Below are 19,650 nucleotides of genomic sequence, written 5' to 3' on the forward strand. Positions count from 1 at the left end.
GCTCGCGGGGACGGTCAGCCCTGCTGGAAGAGCTCGGCGGGGAGCGGCTTCAGGAGGGCGTAGAGGTCATCGGTGATCGGGCGGTCCCAGCTGGCGATGGTGACCAGCACGTTGTCACTGCGGTCGAACTGGACGCAGGAGATGCGGGACTCCGACAGCTTGATCTTCCGGACGATGAGGAGGTTGTCGCCCTGCATGACGGGGCAGTCCTCGACGCCGGTGACCTCGACGTCCTCGTCGTTCTCCAGTGCGTCGAGGAGCTGGGCCACCTCGAAGGGGATCTGGCTCTCGGTGAGGTCCCGGGCCGGGGAGCCCTCGGGCAGGTTTCCGATGATCATCGCGGGTCCGCGTCCGCCGAACAGGTCGTAGCGGAGGAAGACGCCCTGGCAGCTGCCGTCGGGCGCGGGCAGCAGCCCGGCCCCGAGATTGCCCGGCCAGTCCCCCGGGTCCATGGCCAGGACGTCGAAGTCCGGGCCGGCGGGTGTGGCGGCGCGGTGGCGGCGGAGGAAGGACATGCCGCCATGGTACGTGGCCGCGCGAGTTTTCCGGTCCGGGGGCCCGCATCCGGGGACCTGCCCGGCCCGGGCCCGTCGGCCCGGGCCGTCAGACCGGCGGGACGAGCGTGAACCAGTGCGGGAGCAGGCCGGCGTCGCCCTCGACCCGCAGGGCGGTGGGCGGAAGGCGGCCCCAGAGGAACAGGGCGAGGTCGCCGGCGGTGCCCGCCGCCTCGACGTCCGCCGGGGCGGTGAGACCGGGCTCCAGCAGGACCTGGTCCCCCGGGAAGACGACCGTCCAGGATTCCGGACCGTCGGTACGCCGGAAGCGGTACGTCTCCCCCGTGCCCGGTGGTGCCTGCTGCCAGCTGCGGCGGGCCGGGGCCATCACCTCGATCGTCTGGGTCACGGCGTCCGCCGCGACGGCCGGGTCGAGGCGGCCCGGGGTGCCGGTCGCGGATTCGGCGTCCCAGCGGTGGACGGCCAGCTCGATCAGCTGCATCCGCAGCCAGAATCCCGTGGTCTGCTCCGCCGACCAGGTCCAGACGGTCGTGTCCGGCCCCAGCTCGCGGAAGAGCTCCGTCAGCTCCCGGGCGCCCTGGGCGAACCAGTCGGTCAGCGCGTCCGGGCCGTCCGGTGCCTCGGGGAGGGTGAGTCCGGCGGGGTCGGGCGGGGCCGTGAGCCGTTCGCGCAGGACGTACGCGAGGAAGCGGTGCACTCCGCCCAGGTGCCGGACGAGGTCGGTGACCGTCCAGCCGGGGCACGAGGGGACCGTCGGCACCGGCTCTCCGAGGTCGAACGCCCGGCGCACCGCCTTCTCGAATGCCGCCGCCTCGGTCCGGAAGGGGGCGAGTCTGTCGACGTGATCCATACGGTCCACCCTGCCCACCGGGCGGCCGGTCCGATCACGTTGAGCTACGGGCGAACGCCTCCAGTGCCGCCCTGAGGCCGGGCCGGTCGGTGCCCAGCTTGCGGCAGGCGGCCGACAGTGCCCAGTCCGGCGCGGGCAGCACCACGGCCTCCGGGACCGGCTCCTTCTCGGACCGCACCGCTTGGTCCGCGGCCCGGAGCTCCGCCTCGGTGAGCGCGTCCTCCCTGGCCGGTGCGTTCGGCGGCGCGGCGCCCAGGCGCAGCAGGGTGGCGGTGGTGTCCGCGGCCAGGCCGTCGGCGCCGCACTCCCGCGCCGTCACCACGGCCTGCATCAGCAGGTCCGCGTCCCCCAGCTCGGCGCCGAGCGCGGCCAGGGCGCAGGCCAGTTCGTAGCCCGCGGGGGAGGCCGAGAGCAGGGTGACCGCCTCCTGGAGGAGCCCGGCCCGCTCCTCGGGGGCGGCGACCTGCGCCGTCACCCGCAGGGCCTGGCCGATGCCCGAGGCGGCGCCGAAGGCGCGGGCCCGCCGGACGGCGTCGTCGGCGAGGGCTCGGGCCCGCTGCGGATCGTCCGCGGCCAGCGCCCGGGCGAGGTGCAGCTGCCAGGGGCACCAGGCCGGGTTCTGGATGCCGCGCGGGGTCAACCGGCGGTCGACCGCTTCCAGTTCGGCGACGGCAGCCCGCAGCTCGCCGCGGGACAGGAGCAGTTCGGCGTAGACGGTCTGGGAGTCGGGGAAGACGACGGCCGCCGGGAAGGGGCTGCCGTACTCGTGCTCCTGCGCCAGCTCCCAGGCCTCGTCGGCCCGGCCCCGGGCGAGCAGGGTGGTGAGGAGGATCGCTATGGCGTACCAGTGCACGGGGGTACGCCGGCCCACGCGTTCGGCGAGGCGCAGCCCGGCCCGGGCCAGTTCCTCGGCCTCCGCGAGCCGCCCTCGCCGGTAGCGGATGTAGGCGCGCAGGCTGTAGGCGAAGGAGAGGTGCGCCCCGCGCCAGCCGTGCCGTTCGAACTCGGCGGTGCCCACCTCGAACAGTTCCTCCGCCCGTCCGGGCCGGTCGGCGTACATGTGGACCATCGCGGCCAGTACCGGGACCTCGAAGCCGCGGTCCTCGTGGGCCCAGCTGAAGTGCTGCTCCAGGACCCGTCCGGCGTGGTGCAGCACCACGTCCACGGGCTCTCCCCGCAGGCAGGCGTCCCAGGCGCGGAGCCCGATGATGTACCGCTCGGTGAGGTCGCGCCCGGTCAGCCGGTCGGCGAGGCGGGCGAGCCGCCGGGAGCGGACCGGCGAGTCGGTCTCGGCGGCGTTGAAGGCGTCCCACATGAACTGCTCGGACTGCAGGCGCAGCCGGCCGCGTACGTCCTGGGTGTTCGGGATCTCCCGCGCGAGCGATTCCGAGGCCTCGGCGAGCCGGTCGCTGTGCGCGAGGACCTGGGCGAGCCTGATGACGATGCCCTGGCGCAGGGCCGGGTCGTCGGAGGGCTCGGCGAGGGCGGCCCGCAGGTGGTTGACGGTGTTGGCGGGCTCGGTGAGCAGGGAGGCGCAGCCCAGTTCGTAGAGGACGGCGGCGCGTTCGTCGAAGTCCGGGGGTTCCAGCAGCGCCCGGGCGAGCTGGCGGCGGGCGGCCTCGGGGGCGCCGGCCCGGAGGTTCTCGCCGGCGGCCTCGCGCAGGGTGCGGACCACCCAGGGGTCGTTCTCGGGGTGGGTCTCCAGCAGGTGGCGGGCGGCGGCGGAGGAGCCGAGTCCGGCGTCGACGACGGCCGCCGCGGCCTTGCCGTGCAGGGCGACGCGGAGCGCGTCGGGGATGGCGCGGTAGATGGCGGTGGCGATGAGCGGGTGGACGAACTCCAGCCCGGCGTCGGACTCCTCGGCAGCGGCGGCCGACAGGATACGGGCGTCCCGCAGCCGCCGGGTGGCGTCCGCGGCCTCCTCGGCTCCGAGGGCGGCGACCCGGGCGGCGAGGTCCTGCGGGATGGCGGTGCCGAGGACGGCGCAGGCCCAGGCGAAGCGGACGGTGGAGGGGCCGAGGCGTTCGAGCCGGGTGACGAGGCCGCTGCCGCGCTGGGCGGCGGCGAGGTCGCGCAGCTGCGGGGCGTTGGCCTCGACCGGGGGCAGGCCCTTGCCGCGGACCTTGGCGGTGAGTTCGACGGCCTCGAAGGGGTTCCCGGTGGTGACCGCCCAGGCCTCCTGGCAGAAGGCGTCGTCGGCGTGATCACCGACGGCCTCGCGGACGAGGGTGGCGACGGCGGCCGGGGTGAGCGGGGCCAGGGGCAGCGGGCGCTGCCCCGCCCGGCCGGGCAGCGTACGGAAGGCGTCTGCGTGCGCGGGCAGTTCGTCGGGGCGGTAGGCGACGACGAGGAGCAGCGGGAGGTGTTCGGCGCGCGGGGCGAAGGCGGCGAGCCAGCCGAGGGACTCGGGGTCGGCCCAGTGGGCGTCGTCGAGGACGAGGACGACGGGGGCGCGCTTGACGACGAGGTGGGTGAGGACCCAGTCGAGTCCGTCGCGCAGGCCCTGGGGGTCGGGCGGGACGCCCTGTTCGGGGGCGCAGAGTCCGAGGGCCGGGCCGACGATGGAGTACCAGCTGCCGAGGGCGGCGCGCAGCTCCTGCTCGGAGGTGCCGGCCAGCTGCGGCTGGATGAGCTGGCGGGCGACGTGGAAGGGCTGGCTCTGCTCCTGTTCGCCGCCGCGGGCGGCGAGGACGGCGCAGTTGCGGGCATGGGCGCGGCGGCGCAGTTCGGCGAGCAGGGTGGTCTTGCCGAGGCCGGCGGGGCCGGAGAAGGCGAGCAGCGCGCCGCCTGCGTCCGGTCCGGGACCGGTGAGCTGGTCCAGGGCTTCGTCGACGATCGCGAGTTCGGCATCGCGTTCGACCATGGTGCGCCGTGTGCGGGTCCGGCGGTCCGTCATGGCTGGTACCCCCCAGGCCTGTTCGGGGGTTCAGCGTACGCCCGGCGCACAGCGCGGGGGATGCCACTGCGGAAAAGAATCCGATCTTCTTTTCCGAGGAGGATCAGGGGTGTACGGAACGGGCCGCGAGCCCTTCCAGGACGGCCATGGCCTCCTCCGCCCGGTCGACGGCGACGAAGAGGTGATCGTGGTGGTATCCGGCGATGACGTTGCAGCTCAGACCGTGTGCGCCGAGCTCGGCGGCGAAGGCGGCGGTGAGCCCGACGGCGTCGAGGGCGGAGTGGATCCGCAGGGTGATCCAGCCGGCGGTGTAGTCGTAGGCGAGCCCGGCGGCGTCGGCCTCTTCCCGGCGCAGCACGAGGGTGAGGCCCTCGGGTTCGCGGACGGTGGCGACGGGGGTGGTCCCGGCGGGCACGGTGTCGCCCTCGACGGTGCAGAAGACGTACCGCCCCTCGTTCAGCTCGGGCCGCATACCGCTCAGCAGTGTCCGCAGATCGCTCTCTCCACTCATCCCACCACCCTACCCATTGCTCCGGCTATGCCCGTTTCGCCGGGCCCCGGCCGCAACGATGAGCCTCACGTCCCCGGCCTGCCGGGGCACAGCGCAGCGGCGTGAAGAGGGATTCGGCGGCCACCGGGGCGGCGGCTCCGTGCCCCGGTGGTGCGCCGTGCCGACCCCTCAGGTCAGGTCGAACTCACCGCCCCGCGCGTTCAGTACGAACTTGTGCCACTCGTCCGGCGAGAAGATGAGCGAAGGGCTCTCGGGACGCTCGCTGTTGCGCATCGCGATGAAGCCCTCGACGAAGGCGATCTGGACGTCGCCCACTCCCCGGCTGCTCGACTGCCAGTCCGCCTCGGTGAGATCGAGGTCCGGCTTCCCCCAGCCAGCCAGGGGCTGTGAAGTCATGCTCTCGGCCACGTGCGTGCTCCTCCCGGTACGTCGTCCGGGGGCAAGGTTAACCACCGCGGCGGGTGCCGGACAGGCCACGGTGAGTCACCCGTGGCCGGTCCGGCTCCCCGGCCGGCCCCTCCGTCGTCGGCCGGGCCTGTGTTCAGGAGGTCGGCTCCTGTGCCCCCACCAGCCACATCGCGAAGAACTGTGCGCCGCCGCCGTACGCGTGCCCGAGCGCCCGCCGCGCTCCCGGAATCTGGTGGTCGCCGGCCTGGCCGCGGACCTGGAGGGCCGCCTCCGCGAAGCGGATCATGCCGGAGGCCCCGATCGGGTTGGTGGACAGCACGCCGCCCGACGGGTTGACCGGGAGGTCCCCGTCGAGTTCGGTGACCCCGGCCTCGGTGAGCTTCCAGCCCTCGCCCTCCGCCGCGAAGCCGAGGTTCTCCAGCCACATCGGCTCGTACCAGGAGAACGGCACGTACATCTCCACCGCGTCGATCTCCCGGCGCGGGTCGGTGATCCCGGCCTGGCGGTATACGTCGGCCGCGCAGTCCTTGCCGGCCTGCGGCGAGACGAAGTCCTTGCCCGCGAAGAGGGTGGGCTCGCTGCGCATCGCCCCGCCGTGCACCCAGGCGGGCGGCTTCGGTGAACGGGCCGCGCCCGCCCGGTCGGTGAGGACCATGGCGCACGCACCGTCCGAGGAGGGGCAGGTCTCCGAGTAGCGGATCGGGTCCCACAGCATCGGCGAGGCCTGGACCTTCTCCAGCGTGATGTCGTGCTCGTGCAGGTGCGCGTACGGGTTCTTCAGCGCGTTGCGCCGGTCCTTGTACGCCACCAGCGAGCCCACCGTGTCCGGCGCGCCGGTGCGCCGCATGTACGCGCGCACGTGCGGGGCGAAGAACCCGCCGGCGCCGGCGAGCAGCGGCTGCTGGAACGGGACGGGCAGCGACAGGCCCCACATGGCGTTGGATTCGGACTGCTTCTCGAAGGCGAGGGTGAGGACGGTGCGGTGGACGCGGGCCGCCACCAGGTTCGAGGCGACCAGGGCGGTGGACCCGCCCACCGAACCGGCCGTGTGCACGCGCAGCATCGGCTTGCCGACGGCGCCGAGCGCGTCCGCCAGGTACAGCTCGGGCATCATCACCCCCTCGAAGAAGTCGGGGGCCTTGCCGATGACGACCGCGTCGATGTCCGCCCAGGTCAGCTCGGCGTCCGCGAGGGCGCGCGCCGCCGCCTCGCGGACCAGTCCGGCGATGGACACGTCGTGGCGGGCCGCCACGTGCTTGGTCTGGCCGATGCCGACGACGGCCACGGGCTCCTTGCTCATGCTCGGTCCCCTTCCAGGACGGCGACCAGGTTCTGCTGGAGGCAGGGGCCGGAGGTGGCGTGGGCGACGGCCCGGTCGGACGCGCCCCGGTGGATGCGGGCGGCGGCCTCGCCGATGCGGATCAGGCCGGCGGCCATCATCGGGTTGGCGGCGAGTGCGCCCCCGGAGGGGTTGACGGTCACGTCGTCGGTGAGCCCGAGTGCCTTGCGGAGCACGACCTCCTGGGAGGAGAACGGCGCGTGCAGTTCCGCCGTGTCCACCGGGGCTTCGAAGACTCCCGCGCGCTCGGCGGCGATGCGGGTGGACGGGGAGTCGGTGAGGTCGCGCAGGCCAAGGCTGTGGGCCTCGATGCGGTGGTCGATGCCGGTGATCCAGGCGGGGCGTTCGCACAGCCGCCGGGCCAGGTCGCCGGCGGCCAGGACGACGGCGGCCACCCCGTCGCCCACGGGCGGGCAGTCCCCGGTGCGCAGCGGCCGGACCTGGTAGTCGCCCTGCGGGACGGGGCCACTGAGCTGGGCGTGCGGATTGGCCTCGGCGGCGGCCCGGCTGCGCGCCCCGATGGCGGCCAGGGCGGGCTCGTCGGTCTCGCCCGCGTCGATCAGGGCCCGGGCCTGGAGGGCGGCCAGGGCCACCGAGTCGGGCCAGAGCGGAGCGACGTAGTACGGGTCGAGCTGGCGGGTCAGCACGTCGCGCACCGATCCCGGCGAGGACTTCCCGTACGCGTACACGAGCGCGGTGTCGGCCTCGCCGGTCTGGATCTTGACCCAGGCCTCGTAGAGGGCCCAGGCGCCGTCCATCTCGACGTGCGACTCGGAGATCGGCGGCCACGCCCCGACCCCGTCGAGGGTCATGGTGAAGGAGAAGGCCCGGCCGGCCAGGTAGTCGCTGGAGCCGGAGCAGGTGAATCCGATCTCGCCGGCCTTCAGACCGGTGGCGGCCAGCACCCGGTGGAGGACCGGCATGACCATCTCGACTTCGCTGAGCTCGTCGGTGCGGCGCAGGTGGTCGCTCTGCGCGAAGGCGACCACCGCGACCTCGCGGGCGTATCGGGCCATCAGATGAGCTCCTTGTACGCGTCGTAGTCCGCGTCCGGCTCGCCGGTGGGGCGGTAGTGGTCGGGGTAGCGGCCGCCCTCGGTCCATACGGGCTCGACGCGCAGGCCCATGCGGACCTGGTCGTAGGGGATGCCGCCGATCCGGCCGTGGAGGGCGAGGCCGGCGCCGTCGAGGGCGATGTGGGCGTAGACGTAGGGGACCTCGATGTCGAGGTTCCTGGCTTTGATGTTGACGATGCAGTAGGTGGTGACGGTGCCCGCCGGGCCGACCTCGACCTGGTCGGTGGTGGCGACCCCGCAGGTGGGGCAGGCGCCGCGCGGAGGGACGTACACCTTGTGGCAGGAGGGGCAGCGCTCGCCGACGGTCCGCCGCTCGGAGAGGGCGTTGATGTACGCGGTCTGGGCGCGGCCGGGGCTGTAGACGTAGTCGAGGCGGGCCTCGGCGACGATGCCGGTGACGGCGTCGGCGAAGCCCCCGTCGTGCGGGACGGCCCCTGCGCCCCCGGGGCCCTCGTACGGTTCGAAGCAGGCGATGTCGGTGATGGCACCGGTGCGTTCGGCGGCCCACCGGACGCGCACGCGCATGCCGGTGCGGACGGCGTCGGGGCCGGGCGCGTCGAGGGCGTGCAGGAGGGCGGTGTCGGCGCCGTCGAGCTTGACCAGCACCCAGGCGAAGGGGGTGTCCAGGGGCTGCTGGGGGCGGGGCCGGTCGTTCCACGCCCAGGTGGTGACGGTCCCGGTGGCGCCGACCTCGACGAGCTCGCGGATCTCCTCGGCGGTGACGGGGTCGTACTCGACGGGCGGGACCATCACCTTGCCGTCGGAGGTCCTCACCCCGAGGACGGTGCGCTCGCGCAGGCCGGTGAGGAAGGCGCTCTGCACGGGCCCGAGGGACCGGGTGAAGGGGAACTCGACGACGAGGGGCGCGCGGAGCACCTCCGGTGGGGAGGCAGCTGTCATGGCGATTCTCCGATGCGATCGATTCCGGTGGTTTCAGCCCCGCCGGCCAGTCAGGCCCCGCCGGCGTTCGAGGCGCCCTTTCAGCCCCGCCGGCGTTCGAGGCGCCCTTTCAGCCCCGCCGGCGTTCGAGGCGCCCTTTCAGCCCCGCCGGCGTTTGAGGCGCGGGGGTCCGGGGGCAGCGCCCCCGGCATCGGCGCCGCACCCGGGCGCAAGCGCAGCCACGGGCAGAGGCGCGGCCCGAACTACTCGCGCCGATACACCGCGGGCCGCTTCTCGGCAAAGGCCCGCGCCCCCTCCTTCGCATCGGCGGTGTCGAAGATCGGCCACCCCCGCAGGAGTTCCGAGGCCAGCCCCTCCCGCTCCGTCAGCTCCGCGGTCTCGTAGACGGACGCCTTGACCGCCTCCACGGCCAGCGGCCCGCACTCGTTGATCCGCTCCGCGATCTCCAGCGCCGCCGAAAGCGCCGTACCGTCCGGCACCACCCGCCCGACCAGCCCGATCCGCTCGGCCTCCGCCGCGGAGTACGGACGCCCCGTCAGCAGCATCTCCAGGGCGTGCGTACGCGGGATCTGGCGCGGCAGCCGCACCGTGGAACCGCCGATCGGGAAGAGCCCGCGCTTGACTTCGAACAGCCCGAACGTGGCGCCCTCGGCCGCCACCCGGATGTCCGTGCCCTGCAGGATCTCGGTCCCGCCGGCCACGCAGTAGCCTTCCACCGCCGCGATCACCGGCTTGCGCGGCCGGTGGTGGCGCAGCATCGCCTTCCAGTGCAGGTCGGGGTCGGCTTTGAGCCGGTCCCGGTACTGGTCGCCGGCCATTCCCTTGCCCGCCAGGGCCTTGAGGTCCATTCCGGCGCAGAAGTCCCCGCCCGCGCCGGTGAGGACGATCGAGCGGATCCCGTCGTCGGCGTCCGCCTCCAGCCAGCCGTCGTACAGCCCCACCAGCAGCGGCAGCGAGAGCGCGTTCTTCGCCTCGGGCCTGTTCATGGTGAGCACCAGCGTGGCGCCGTGCCGATCCACGGTCAGGTGTTCTGTCCCACCCATTGCCGTCCTCCCGTCTCAAGACCTAGAACAGGTTGCAGTAGGGGCGGGTGCAGTTCAATAGTTTTCTGACACTCAGTCAGATTTCTTGGGTGGCGCCCTTCCCAGTTGCCCTCTGCGGCGCTCTAATGACCGCCGGAGCAGGCCGGCCACAGGGCCAGTCGTCGGGCACATCGGGAACATTCGGGGTCAGGAGGAACGGTGGAGTACAACCTTGCCGACCTGTTCGAGTCGGTCGTGGACGTGGTCCCGGACCGCGAGGCCCTTGTGTACGTGGACCACCCCGGGACCGGCGCCGAGCGCCGCCTGACGTACGCGGAGCTCGACACGGCGGCGAACCGGATCGCGCACCACCTGCTGGACAGCGGCTTGACGGCCGGCGAGCACCTGGGCCTGCACCTCTACAACGGGATCGAGTACCTGCAGACCGTACTGGCCTGCCTGAAGGCCCGGCTGGTCCCGGTGAACGTCAACTACCGTTACGTGGAGGAGGAGCTGGTCTACCTCTACAACGACGCCGATCTCGCCGCCCTCGTCTTCGAGGGCGAGTTCACCGAGCGGGTCGCGGCCGCGCTGCCGCAGACCCCGGGGCTTCGGCACCTGATCCGGGTCGGGCAGGCCCCCGAGGGTGCCCCGGAGCCCGCGATCGCGCCCGTCCCGTACGCGGACGCCGAGGCGGCCGGATCACCCGGACGCGGGTTCCCGCCGCGCAGTCCCGACGACCTGTTCATCATCTACACCGGCGGCACGACGGGCATGCCCAAGGGCGTGATGTGGCGGGCCGAGGACCTCTTCTTCGCCGGGCTCTTCGGCGGCGAGCCCTCGGGCGAGCCGGTGAAGCGGCCCGAGGAACTGGCCGAGCGGGTCGCGGCACGCGGCGCCGGGCTCACCTTCTTTCCGGCGCCCCCGCTGATGCACGGCACGTCGACGCTGACCTCGTTCATCGCCTTCAACTACGGCCAGCGGGTGGTCATCCACCGCAAGTACGCGCCCGAGGAAGTGCTCCGTACGATCGAGAAGGAGAAGGTCTCCAGTGTGTCGCTGGTCGGCGACGCGATGCTGAGGCCCTTGATCGACGCCCTGAACGGCCCGCTCAAGGGCACGGACCTGTCGTCGCTGTTCAGCGTCTCCTCGTCGGGGGCGATCATGTCGGAGACGGTGCGCGCCGAGTTCCAGCGGCTGGTGCCGAACGTGCTGCTCCTGAACAACTTCGGGTCCTCCGAGTCGGGGTCCAACGGCCGGGCCACGGACGATTCCGGCCCGGAGAAGGGCTTCCGGCTGGCGGTCAACGACCGTACGCAGGTGGTGGACCCGGTGACGCACGAGCCGGTGGCGGTCGGGGAGCCGGGGCGCCTCGCGCAGCGCGGGCACGTGCCGCTCGGCTACTACAACGACCCGGGGAAGACCGCGGAGACCTTCTTCCAGAAGGGCACCGAGCGCTGGGTGCTGCTCGGCGACATGGCGACCGTCGACGACCAGGGCATCGTGACGGTGCTCGGCCGCGGCTCGCAGTGCATCAACACGGGCGGCGAGAAGGTGTATCCGGAGGAGGTCGAGCAGGCGCTGAAGTCCCACCCCGACGTGTACGACGCCCTGGTCGCCGGGGTGCCGGACCCGACCTGGGGCAGCCATGTGGCCGCGGTGGTCCAGGTCCGGGAGGGCGCCCCGGCGCCGTCCCTGGACCAGATCCAGAGCCATTGCCGCACCAGGCTGGCGGGCTACAAGATCCCGCGGCAGCTGGTCATCGCGCCCGCCATCCAGCGTTCCCCGAGCGGCAAGGCGGACTACCGCTGGGCGAAGGCGGTGGCGACGGAGGCGGACACGGCCTAGCCGGGGGCCCTGTCCGGGCGGTGTTCACGGGCCCGCGTCGGATGCCGTCCGCAGGCGGCTGCGACGGGCCCCGCCGACATGCCGCCGGGGCCCGTCGAAAGGGCCCCGGCCGGCGAGCCGTACGGGATGCCCCCGGGCGCTCGCTCAGGACGACGCGGGTGCGGGGGCGAGGGCCGGGGCAGAAGGCGTTGTGGGGGCCGTGGGGGTGTCGACAGGGTCCACGCACGTCAGGGACACGATGACCGGTGCCTGCAGACCCTGTGCCGGCTCACCCGGGAAGCCGGTCGTGACCGTCCAGTTGCCCTTCATCAGGGTCAGCCTCTCCCAGCCGCCCGTGTCGGGGCCGGCCTGCCAGCCGTGTTCGGAACGGGCCCGCGCGAAGGCCGCTTTCAGGGCGGCCTCCACCGTCTCCGGCGCATGACGTCCCGAGAGCCGTTCCCAGCATCTGCCCAGAGCCCCGGAGGGTTCCCTCTCCACCGTGATGCCCTCCGCCGCCAGTACTGACGTCACCTCCGACACCACCGTGTCGGCAGGCAGCGGCGGACCCGAGAATCGCGGGGGCAGGGGGCCGGAGTCCCGCAACGGAAACGCGCAGGCAGTCGCCGTCGCCGCCGTCAGTACCGTCAAGGCCAGGGATGCCAGGGCTGTGCGCGCCTGTCTCCGTCGCACGATGATGTGGTCCTCTCGGTTCGCGGTACGGCCGGCCAGTCTGCCATCCCGCTGATCTTGATGAACCACCGGCCACCGGCCACCGGGATCGTTCGAGGAGCGGGATCCGGGGGGCGGAACCCCGGCCCCCCGGCATCACGTCGTCAGGCACCCGCCGCCAGGAAGCGCTCCACGCGGGCGGCGAACCAGGCCGCGTCGTCCAGCCACGGGAAGTGGCCGGCCCGGGGCTGGACGTCGACCGAGCCCCGCGGGAACAGCGTGGCGAGCCGGGCCGCCAGAGCAGGGCGGGGGTTGCCGTCCAGTTCCGCGGCCAGCACCAGGACCTCGCCCGTGACCCGGCGGAGCGCCTCACGGGTGGCCGGCGGGTCGAAGGCGCCGGGGCCCGCGTAGGCCTCGGCGGCCTTCTCGTTCTGCTGCCACGCGTTCGCCGCCCAGTGCGCCCGGGCCGTCTCGTCCCAGTTCCCGTAGAACACCGGCGCGGCCCGCTCCCAGTCCTCCTCGCCGTGGGCGGTGTCCGTGAGGATCCGCTCGTAGGCCGCGATGGCCGTGTCGTACGGCTCGCCGCCCGCCCGCAGCCGGGCCCCCTCCAGCCGGTCCTCCGCGGTGACCGGGAGATCCACCGCCCACGCGGTCGGGGTGACCCGGACGGTCCGGCGCAGCCGCTCGGGTGCGCGGCCGCGTAGAGCTGGGCGAGGTTGCCGCCGGCGGAGTGGGCGAGGAGGTCCACGCGCTCCAGCGCCCAGGTGCACCCGCAGTGCATCGACGTCGCCGGCCTGGTGGTCGACGCGGTAGGTCGACTCGTCCGCCGGTACCGCGGAGTCGCCCGTCCCGCGCAGGTCGAGGAGGATCAGAAGACGCCGGTCCGCCGGGCCGCCGAGGTCTCCCAGGTATGCGGAGGCCCGCATGGCGCCGCCCGGGATGCAGATCAGCGGCTCGCCGGCCCCCTGGAGGTGATAGGCGAGTTCGGTTCCGTCGAAGGTGGTGAAGGTAGGCGTGCCGGCCAACACAAAAGACGATCACTCGTTCGAGTCATTGATTTCACCTGCGAATTCCTGGCAATCTACCGAATGATCGGTCGGTTCTCATGATGAGGTGACGGCATGGCGGTGTACGCGGATCTCCACGACAAGGGCGAGCGGCTGGGCCGCGACGAGCTGGCCGCCCTCCAGCTCACGCGGCTGCGCGAGACCCTGCACCGCGCCTACGAGAAGGTGCCGTTCTACCGGCAGGCCTTCGACAAGGCCGGTGTCCATCCCGACGACTGCCACTCCCTCGCCGATCTCTCCTTGTTCCCCCTGACCACCAAGGCCGATCTGCGCGACCAGTACCCCTTCGGGATGTTCGCCGTTCCGCGTTCTCAGGTGCGCCGCATCCACGCCTCCAGCGGCACCACCGGGCGGCCGACCGTGGTCGGGTACACCGACGGGGACCTCGCCACCTGGGCGGATGTCGTCGCCCGGTCCATACGGGCGGCGGGCGGACGGCCCGGCCAGATCATCCACATCGCCTACGGGTACGGGTTGTTCACGGGCGGCCTCGGCGCGCACTACGGCGCCGAGCGCCTCGGCTGTACGGTCGTGCCCGCCTCCGGCGGGATGACGGACCGGCAGGTCCGGCTCATCGAGGACTTCCGGCCGGAGGTCATCATGGTGACCCCTTCCTACATGCTCACCCTGCTGGACGAGATGGAGCGTCAGGGCGTGGACCCGCGCTCGACCTCACTGCGGACGGGGATCTTCGGAGCGGAGCCGTGGACCGAGGAGATGCGCCGGGAGATCGAGGAACGGCTCGGCATCGACGCGGTGGACATCTACGGCCTGTCCGAGGTCATCGGACCGGGAGTGGCGCAGGAGTGTGTGGAGACCAAGGACGGCCTCCACATCTGGGAGGACCACTTCTATCCCGAGGTGGTCGATCCGCTGACGGGCGCGGTGCTGCCGGACGGCGAGCCCGGAGAGCTGGTGTTCACCTCCCTCACCAAGGAGGCCATGCCCGTCATCCGTTACCGCACCCGGGACCTGACACGGCTGCTGCCCGGCACCGCCCGGCCGGCCTTCCGCCGGATGCAGAAGATCACGGGCCGCAGCGACGACATGATCATCCTGCGCGGGGTGAACATGTACCCGACCCAGATCGAGGAGATCCTGCTCCGGACGCCCGGCCTGGCGCCCCACTTCCAGCTGCGGCTGACCCGCGAAGGCCGGATGGACGCCCTGACGGTACGGGTGGAGGCGCGCCGGGAGACGGACGCCGACCGGCGGCTGGATGCGGCCGCCGCCGTGGTCCGGGCCGTCAAGGAGGGGATCGGGGTATCCGTCCGGGTCGAGGTCGTCGACCCGGAGACGCTGGAGCGTTCGGTAGGGAAGATCAAGAGGCTGGTCGACCTCCGCGGGGCCGCAGAGACCGCCTAAGGGGTATCTGGTCCGGGCACCTGAAACCACCCCTTCGGGCCCATTTCGGGGTGGGCCCCGGGAGCGGGCAGACGCTCGCGGGTAGTGCATGAGGTGTGATCTCCACCATCCGGCTGCTCTACGACCGGCTCCAGGGCTCCCAGGTGGGGCTGGCCTGGAGCCGTGGCCGGGAGATGGAGCTGATGCACCGGGCGATGGGCTTCGCGGCCCTCGGCTTCCTCACCCTGGTGCCGCTGCTGGTGGTCGTGGCGGCCGCCGCACCCGGCAGCGGCTCGGGCTTCGGCCGCTGGCTCGGACAGGCCCTCGGGGTGACGACCGCCTCGCGGGTCCGGGTCGAGATGCTGTTCGGCGCGGCGGATCTGGCGCTGGAGCGCACCACTGCGTTCGGTCTGGCCGCCCTCGCGGTGTTCGGCCTGACCTTCGGCTCGGCGGTGCAGACCGGCTACGAGAAGGTCTGGGACCTGCCGACCATGCGCTGGCACACCATGTGGCGGCACGTCGTCTGGCTGGCCCTGCTGGTCTGCTACCTCGGCCTGCTCGTAGGGATCCCCGCGCCGTCGCACGACGCCATCGGCACGATCCTCGGCGCTGCGGGTGACCTCCTCAGCACCTGTCTGTTCTTCGTCGGCTCGCAGCGCCTGCTGCTCGGCGGGCGGGTCCGCTGGCGCGCCCTGGTACCGGGGGCGGTGGCGACCAGCATCGGGCTGCTGGGGCTGCGGATCTTCTCGCAGCTGGTGTTCTCCCCGCTCATCGCGTCCAACGCCGTGATCTACGGCCCCTTCGGCACCCTGCTCGTCGTCCAGTCCTGGCTGGTCGGGGTCGGCTTCGTGGTCTACGGCGGCGCGCTGGTCGGCCGGCTCGTGCACGAGCACCTCACCCTGCGGCGGCTGCGGCGCAGCGGGCTCTCCCCTCCCGAGGACCCCGCCGCACACCCTCCACGCTCAGCCTGACCGGGCCATCCGCGCTGAGCATGACCGGGCTGACCGGGCTGACCGGGCTGACCGGGCTGACCGGGCTGCCCGGGCTGCCCGATGACGGCAGCCCGGGCCGCCGGCGTCAGTGGCCGGGCTCCGCGAAGCGGTCGCGGAGTTCCCGCTTGAGGATCTTGCCGCTGGCGTTGCGCGGGAGGGCGTCCACGAACAGCACCCGCTTCGGGGCCTTGAAGTGGGCGAGCTTCCCCCGCGCGTACGCCATCAGCTCCGCCTCCGTCACCTCCCCGCGCGGTACGACCACGGCCGTGACCGCCTCGATCCAGCGTTCGTCGGGCAGCCCGACCACCGCCGCCTCGGCCACCCCCGGATGGGTGTAGAGCACGTCCTCCACCTGCCGTGAGGCGACGAGCACCCCGCCCGAGTTGATGACGTCCTTCACACGGTCCACGACCGTGAAGTACCCCTGCGCATCGCGCACCGCGAGGTCTCCCGAGCGGAACCAGCCGTCCCGGAACGCCTTCTCCGTGGCCACCGGATCGCTCCAGTACCCCAGGCAGAGCTGCGGCGAGCGGTAGACCACCTCGCCCGCCGTTCCGTCCGGCACGTCCTTGCCGTCCTCGTCGACGACCTTCGCCTCGACGTGGCGCACCGGCCGCCCGCAGGAGTCCATCCGCCCCTCGTGCTCCAGCGGCCCCAGCACCGTGGCGAGCGGTCCGATCTCGCTCTGCCCGAAGCAGTTGTAGAAGCCGAGCCCCGGCAGCCGCTCGCGCAGCCGTTCCAGGACCGGAACCGGCATGATCGAAGCCCCGTAGTACGCCTTCCGCAGCGCGCCCAGCTCCCGCGCCTCGAACTCCGGGTGATTGGCCAGGCCGATCCACACCGTCGGCGGGGCGAAGAGGCTGTCCGCCTCCCCGGCCTCGACGAGGTCGAAGATCCGCTCCGCGACCGGCGCGTCCACGATGGTGTTCCGTGCTCCCACCGCCAGGTACGGCAGCAGGAAGACGTGCATCTGCGCCGAGTGGTACAGCGGCAGCGAGTGCACGGGCCGGTCGTCCTCGGCCAGGTCAAGAGCCTCGATCGCGCTCTCGTACTCGTGGGCGAGGGCCCGGTGGGTCATCATCGCGCCCTTGGGCAGGGCGGTGGTCCCCGAGGTGTAGAGGAGCTGTGCCAGCGCGCCCGGGTCCCGGCCGGCCTCAAAGGGCAGCGGCTCGGCCAGGTCCGCCAGGAAGGAGCCGGGGGCGTCGCGCAGCGCCCGTACCCGGTGTCCGTCGGGGATCCGTCCGGCCAGGTCCGGATCGGCGAGGACCAGGGCGGACGCGGAGTTGTCCAGGATGTACGCGAGGTCCTCGCCGGTGAGGTTCTGGTTGACCGGGACGTGGGTGAGCCCGGCCCGGGCGCAGGGGAGGAAGGCGAGGAGGTAGGCGTCGCAGTTGTGGGCGAAGGTGGCGACCCGGTCCCCGACGGCCAGACCGTACCGCTCCCGCAGGACGGCGGCGCCGGTGCTGACGGCCGCGTCGAGCTCCGCGTACGTCCAGCTCCGCTCGCGGTAGCGGACGGCAGGGCGGTCGGGGACCCGCCGCGCGCTGTCGTGCACCAGTCCGTCGACCGTGTTGTCCCGCACTGCCCGCGCTGCCGTCATGGCGCGATCCTCGTCCTCCGGTACGCCCAAGGTCAATAACCGGATACCAAACGGGATGTTGACAGATCATCGGACCGCCTGCATGAGTGTGGGGGCACGGACGCACCGCCTGTCCAACGGGTAACCACGCCCATCCACAGGCTACTTGGGAGGACTGTTGCACCTCAGCACTCGTCCGATACTCCGCCGCGTCGCCCTCGCCGGCGCCGCCCTGCTCGCCGCCACGGCCTCGATGCCGCAGGCCGCGGCGGCGGCCGACGACCGGATACCGGTCGGCGGCGGCGGGCTGTCCGCCGTCATCCGGTACACGGAGAACGGCATCCCGCACATCTTCGCCCGCGACTACGCGCAGCTCGGATTCGGCACCGGCTGGGCCCAGGCCGCCGACCAGGTCTGTGTCCTCGCGGACGGGTTCGTGACCGTCGCCGGTGAGCGTTCGCGCTGGTTCGGCGCCGACGCGGCTCCCGACTTCTCGCTCTCCTCGGCCACGAAGAACCTCTCCAGCGACCTCTACTTCAAGGGGGTGCGGGAGTCCGGCACGGTGGAGAAGCTGCTGGCGACCCCCGCCCCTGCCGGGCCCACCAAGGACCTCAAGGAACTGATGCGCGGCTGGGCCGCCGGGTACAACGCCTGGCTGGCCCAGAACAAGGTCACCGATCCGGCGTGCAAGGGCGCCGGCTGGGTCCGCCCGGTCACCACGGCCGATGTGGCCGCCCGCGGCTTCGCGGTCTCCGTCCTCGGCGGCCAGGGCCGCGGCGTCGACGGCATCACGGCCGCCCAGCCCCCGGGCACGGCGAGCACCCCGGGCGCCCCGGGCGCGGCAGGCGCGGCGAGCGCTGCGGCCGCCCCCGAGGGGACCGATCCGGCGGCCGCCGCCGAGGCCGCGCGCGAGTTCTTCGACACCGGCCGCTACGACATGGGCTCCAACGCGGTGGCCTTCGCCGGCTCCACCACGGCGAGCGGCCGTGGCCTGCTGCTCAGCAACCCGCACTACCCGTGGCAGGGCGGACGCCGCTTCTGGCAGTTCCAGCAGACCATCCCGGGCGAGCTGAACGTCTCGGGCGCCTCCCTCCTCGGCACCGCCGTGGTCAACATCGGCTTCAACGAGAAGGTGGCCTGGAGCCACACGGTGGCCACCGGCACCCCGGTCAACCTGCACCAGCTCGTCCTGGACCCGGCCGATCCGACCGCCTACCTGGTCGACGGCAAGCCGGAGAGGATGACCCGGCGGACCGTCACCGTCCCGGTGGCGGGCGGCGATCCGGTCACCCGCACCCAGTGGTGGACCCGCTTCGGGCCGGTGGTCTCCGACCTCGGCGCGGGCCTGCCCCTGCCCTGGACCGCGCAGACGGCGTACGCGCTGAACGACCCGAACGCGGCGAACCTGCGCGGCTCGGACACCGCCCTCGCGATGGGCAGGGCCCGTTCGGTGGCCGGGATCCAGGACGCGCTGAAGCGCACCCAGGGCCTGCCCTGGGTGAACACCGTGGCCGCCGACTCCGCCGGCGGCACCCTCTTCACCCAGACCCAGGTGCTCCCCCGCATCACCGACGAGCTGGCGGCCCGCTGCTCCACAGCGCTGGGCCGGGCCACCTACCCGGCGTCGGGGCTGGCGGTGCTGGACGGTTCCCGCGGTGACTGCGCGATCGGCTCGGATCCGGACGCGGTGCAGCCGGGCGTCTTCGGCCCGGGGAAGGCACCGACGCTGCAGGGCGCCCCGTACGCCGAGAACTCCAACGACAGCGCCTGGCTGGCCAATGCCGACCGGCCGCTGACCGGCTACGAGCGGATCTGGGGCAGTGTCGCCACCCCGCGCTCGCTGCGGACGCGCGGCGCGGTCGAGGACGTGTCCGCCATGGCCGCGAAGGGCCGGCTGACCGTGGCGGACCTGCAGAAGCAGCAGTTCGCCGACCGGGCTCCGGCCGGTGATCTGGCGGCCGCGGACGCGGCGAAGGCCTGCGCCGCCCTGCCCGGCGGCACGGCGACGGCGACCGACGGCACTGCGGTGGACGTCTCGGCGGCCTGCGGGGTGCTGGCGGGCTGGGACCGTACGACCGACAGCGCCAGCCGCGGCGCGCTGCTCTTCGACCGGTTCTGGCGCAGGCTGACGGCGTCGACCCCGGCCAGGGACCTGTGGCTGGTGCCGTTCTCGGCGGCCGATCCCGTACGCACCCCCCGTACGCTCAACCAGGCGGCGCCCGGCATCGGGCGGGCGCTCGCGGACGCGGTGGCGGAGCTGAAGGCGGCCGGGATCGCGCTGGACGCCCCGCTGGGTGAGCACCAGTTCGTGGTCCGGGGCGGCCGCAAGCTGCCGGTGGGCGGCGGTACGGAGGCGCTCGGCGTGTGGAACAAGATCGAGGCCCCCTGGAACGCGGCGGCCGGCGGTTACCCGGAGGTCGTGCACGGCTCCAGCCACATCCAGGCGGTCGGCTGGGACGGCGGCCACTGCCCGGTGGCCCGCACCCTGCTGACGTACAGCCAGTCCTCGAACCCGGGCTCGCCGTACTACGCCGACCAGACCCGGCTGTACTCCGAGCAGCGCTGGGTCACGGCACGCTTCTGCGAGCGGGACATCCTCACCTCGCCGAAGCTGAAGGTGGTGCTGGTGCGCGAACGGCGGTGATCACTCTCCCGC

Annotated in this window: 16 protein-coding genes; 4 read left to right on the plus strand and 12 right to left on the minus strand. The window is 73.0% G+C overall.

The genetic code is table 11. The features are described from left to right. Positions 1-14 precede the first annotated feature (14 nt). The 9 genes from ACGFZK_RS14060 to ACGFZK_RS14100 all read right to left on the minus strand — a co-directional run bounded on the left by ACGFZK_RS14060 (position 15) and on the right by ACGFZK_RS14100 (position 9,537). Positions 15-515 carry a hypothetical protein gene (locus tag ACGFZK_RS14060; protein WP_365276827.1) on the minus strand — a complete coding sequence of 167 codons (501 nt, stop codon included), beginning with the start codon at positions 513-515 and terminating at the stop codon, positions 15-17. An 88-nt stretch (positions 516-603) separates the two neighbouring features. Further along, a complete protein-coding gene (locus ACGFZK_RS14065; RefSeq protein WP_393849116.1) occupies positions 604-1,365 on the minus strand; it encodes a maleylpyruvate isomerase family mycothiol-dependent enzyme in 762 nt (253 codons plus the stop codon). A 34-nt stretch (positions 1,366-1,399) separates the two neighbouring features. Next, complete coding sequence (locus ACGFZK_RS14070; RefSeq protein WP_393849117.1) at positions 1,400-4,228, minus strand: ATP-binding protein; 2,829 nt, start codon at positions 4,226-4,228, stop codon at positions 1,400-1,402. A gap of 136 nt (positions 4,229-4,364) precedes the next feature. After that, positions 4,365-4,772 carry an ACT domain-containing protein gene (locus tag ACGFZK_RS14075; RefSeq protein WP_393849118.1) on the minus strand — a complete coding sequence of 136 codons (408 nt, stop codon included), beginning with the start codon at positions 4,770-4,772 and terminating at the stop codon, positions 4,365-4,367. Between the two features lie 168 nt (positions 4,773-4,940). Further along, on the minus strand, positions 4,941-5,168 hold the full coding sequence (locus ACGFZK_RS14080) for a DUF397 domain-containing protein (RefSeq protein WP_202505543.1): 228 nt from the start codon (positions 5,166-5,168) through the stop codon (positions 4,941-4,943). A gap of 145 nt (positions 5,169-5,313) precedes the next feature. Next, positions 5,314-6,480 carry a thiolase domain-containing protein gene (locus tag ACGFZK_RS14085; protein WP_393849119.1) on the minus strand — a complete coding sequence of 389 codons (1,167 nt, stop codon included), beginning with the start codon at positions 6,478-6,480 and terminating at the stop codon, positions 5,314-5,316. Continuing rightward, positions 6,477-7,535, minus strand: coding sequence for a thiolase domain-containing protein (locus ACGFZK_RS14090; protein WP_393849120.1), 1,059 nt, complete (start codon positions 7,533-7,535; stop codon positions 6,477-6,479). Before ACGFZK_RS14090 ends, ACGFZK_RS14085 begins: the two co-directional genes overlap by 4 nt. Beyond that, positions 7,535-8,494 carry a Zn-ribbon domain-containing OB-fold protein gene (locus ACGFZK_RS14095; RefSeq protein WP_393849121.1) on the minus strand — a complete coding sequence of 320 codons (960 nt, stop codon included), beginning with the start codon at positions 8,492-8,494 and terminating at the stop codon, positions 7,535-7,537. Before ACGFZK_RS14095 ends, ACGFZK_RS14090 begins: the two co-directional genes overlap by 1 nt. 242 nt (positions 8,495-8,736) lie before the next feature. After that, positions 8,737-9,537: a crotonase/enoyl-CoA hydratase family protein gene (locus ACGFZK_RS14100; protein ID WP_393849122.1), complete on the minus strand. Its 801-nt coding sequence runs from the start codon at positions 9,535-9,537 to the stop codon at positions 8,737-8,739. A gap of 198 nt (positions 9,538-9,735) precedes the next feature. Between ACGFZK_RS14100 and ACGFZK_RS14105 the strand changes: the two genes are divergently transcribed. Continuing rightward, entirely contained in the window at positions 9,736-11,364 is a 1,629-nt protein-coding gene (locus ACGFZK_RS14105) for an acyl-CoA synthetase (RefSeq protein WP_393849123.1), read from the plus strand. 144 nt (positions 11,365-11,508) lie between these two features. On the opposite strand, the gene ACGFZK_RS14110 is transcribed toward ACGFZK_RS14105, so the two are convergent. Continuing rightward, positions 11,509-11,874 carry a hypothetical protein gene (locus tag ACGFZK_RS14110; protein ID WP_393849124.1) on the minus strand — a complete coding sequence of 122 codons (366 nt, stop codon included), beginning with the start codon at positions 11,872-11,874 and terminating at the stop codon, positions 11,509-11,511. Between the two features lie 302 nt (positions 11,875-12,176). After that, on the minus strand, positions 12,177-13,037 hold the full coding sequence (locus tag ACGFZK_RS14115; RefSeq protein WP_393849125.1) for an alpha/beta fold hydrolase: 861 nt from the start codon (positions 13,035-13,037) through the stop codon (positions 12,177-12,179). A gap of 96 nt (positions 13,038-13,133) precedes the next feature. Here ACGFZK_RS14115 and paaK point away from each other — a divergent pair, with 96 nt between their 5' ends. Together paaK and ACGFZK_RS14125 are read left to right on the plus strand one after the other, a co-directional pair. After that, positions 13,134-14,444, plus strand: a complete 1,311-nt coding sequence (gene paaK / locus ACGFZK_RS14120) for a phenylacetate--CoA ligase PaaK (RefSeq protein WP_393849126.1) — start codon at positions 13,134-13,136, stop codon at positions 14,442-14,444. A 95-nt stretch (positions 14,445-14,539) separates the two neighbouring features. Continuing rightward, positions 14,540-15,394 carry a YhjD/YihY/BrkB family envelope integrity protein gene (locus ACGFZK_RS14125; protein ID WP_393849127.1) on the plus strand — a complete coding sequence of 285 codons (855 nt, stop codon included), beginning with the start codon at positions 14,540-14,542 and terminating at the stop codon, positions 15,392-15,394. Between the two features lie 106 nt (positions 15,395-15,500). Here ACGFZK_RS14125 and ACGFZK_RS14130 read toward each other — a convergent pair whose 3' ends face one another. Further along, entirely contained in the window at positions 15,501-17,015 is a 1,515-nt protein-coding gene (locus ACGFZK_RS14130) for a fatty acyl-CoA synthetase (RefSeq protein WP_393849128.1), read from the minus strand. Between the two features lie 232 nt (positions 17,016-17,247). Between ACGFZK_RS14130 and ACGFZK_RS14135 the strand changes: the two genes are divergently transcribed. Continuing rightward, positions 17,248-19,638 (plus strand): penicillin acylase family protein, encoded by a 2,391-nt coding sequence (locus ACGFZK_RS14135; RefSeq protein ID WP_393849345.1) that lies wholly within the window; start codon positions 17,248-17,250, stop codon positions 19,636-19,638. The last annotated feature ends 12 nt before the right edge of the window (positions 19,639-19,650 follow it).

Source organism: Streptomyces sp. NPDC048257, from assembly GCF_043201855.1.
Classification (GTDB): domain Bacteria; phylum Actinomycetota; class Actinomycetes; order Streptomycetales; family Streptomycetaceae; genus Streptomyces.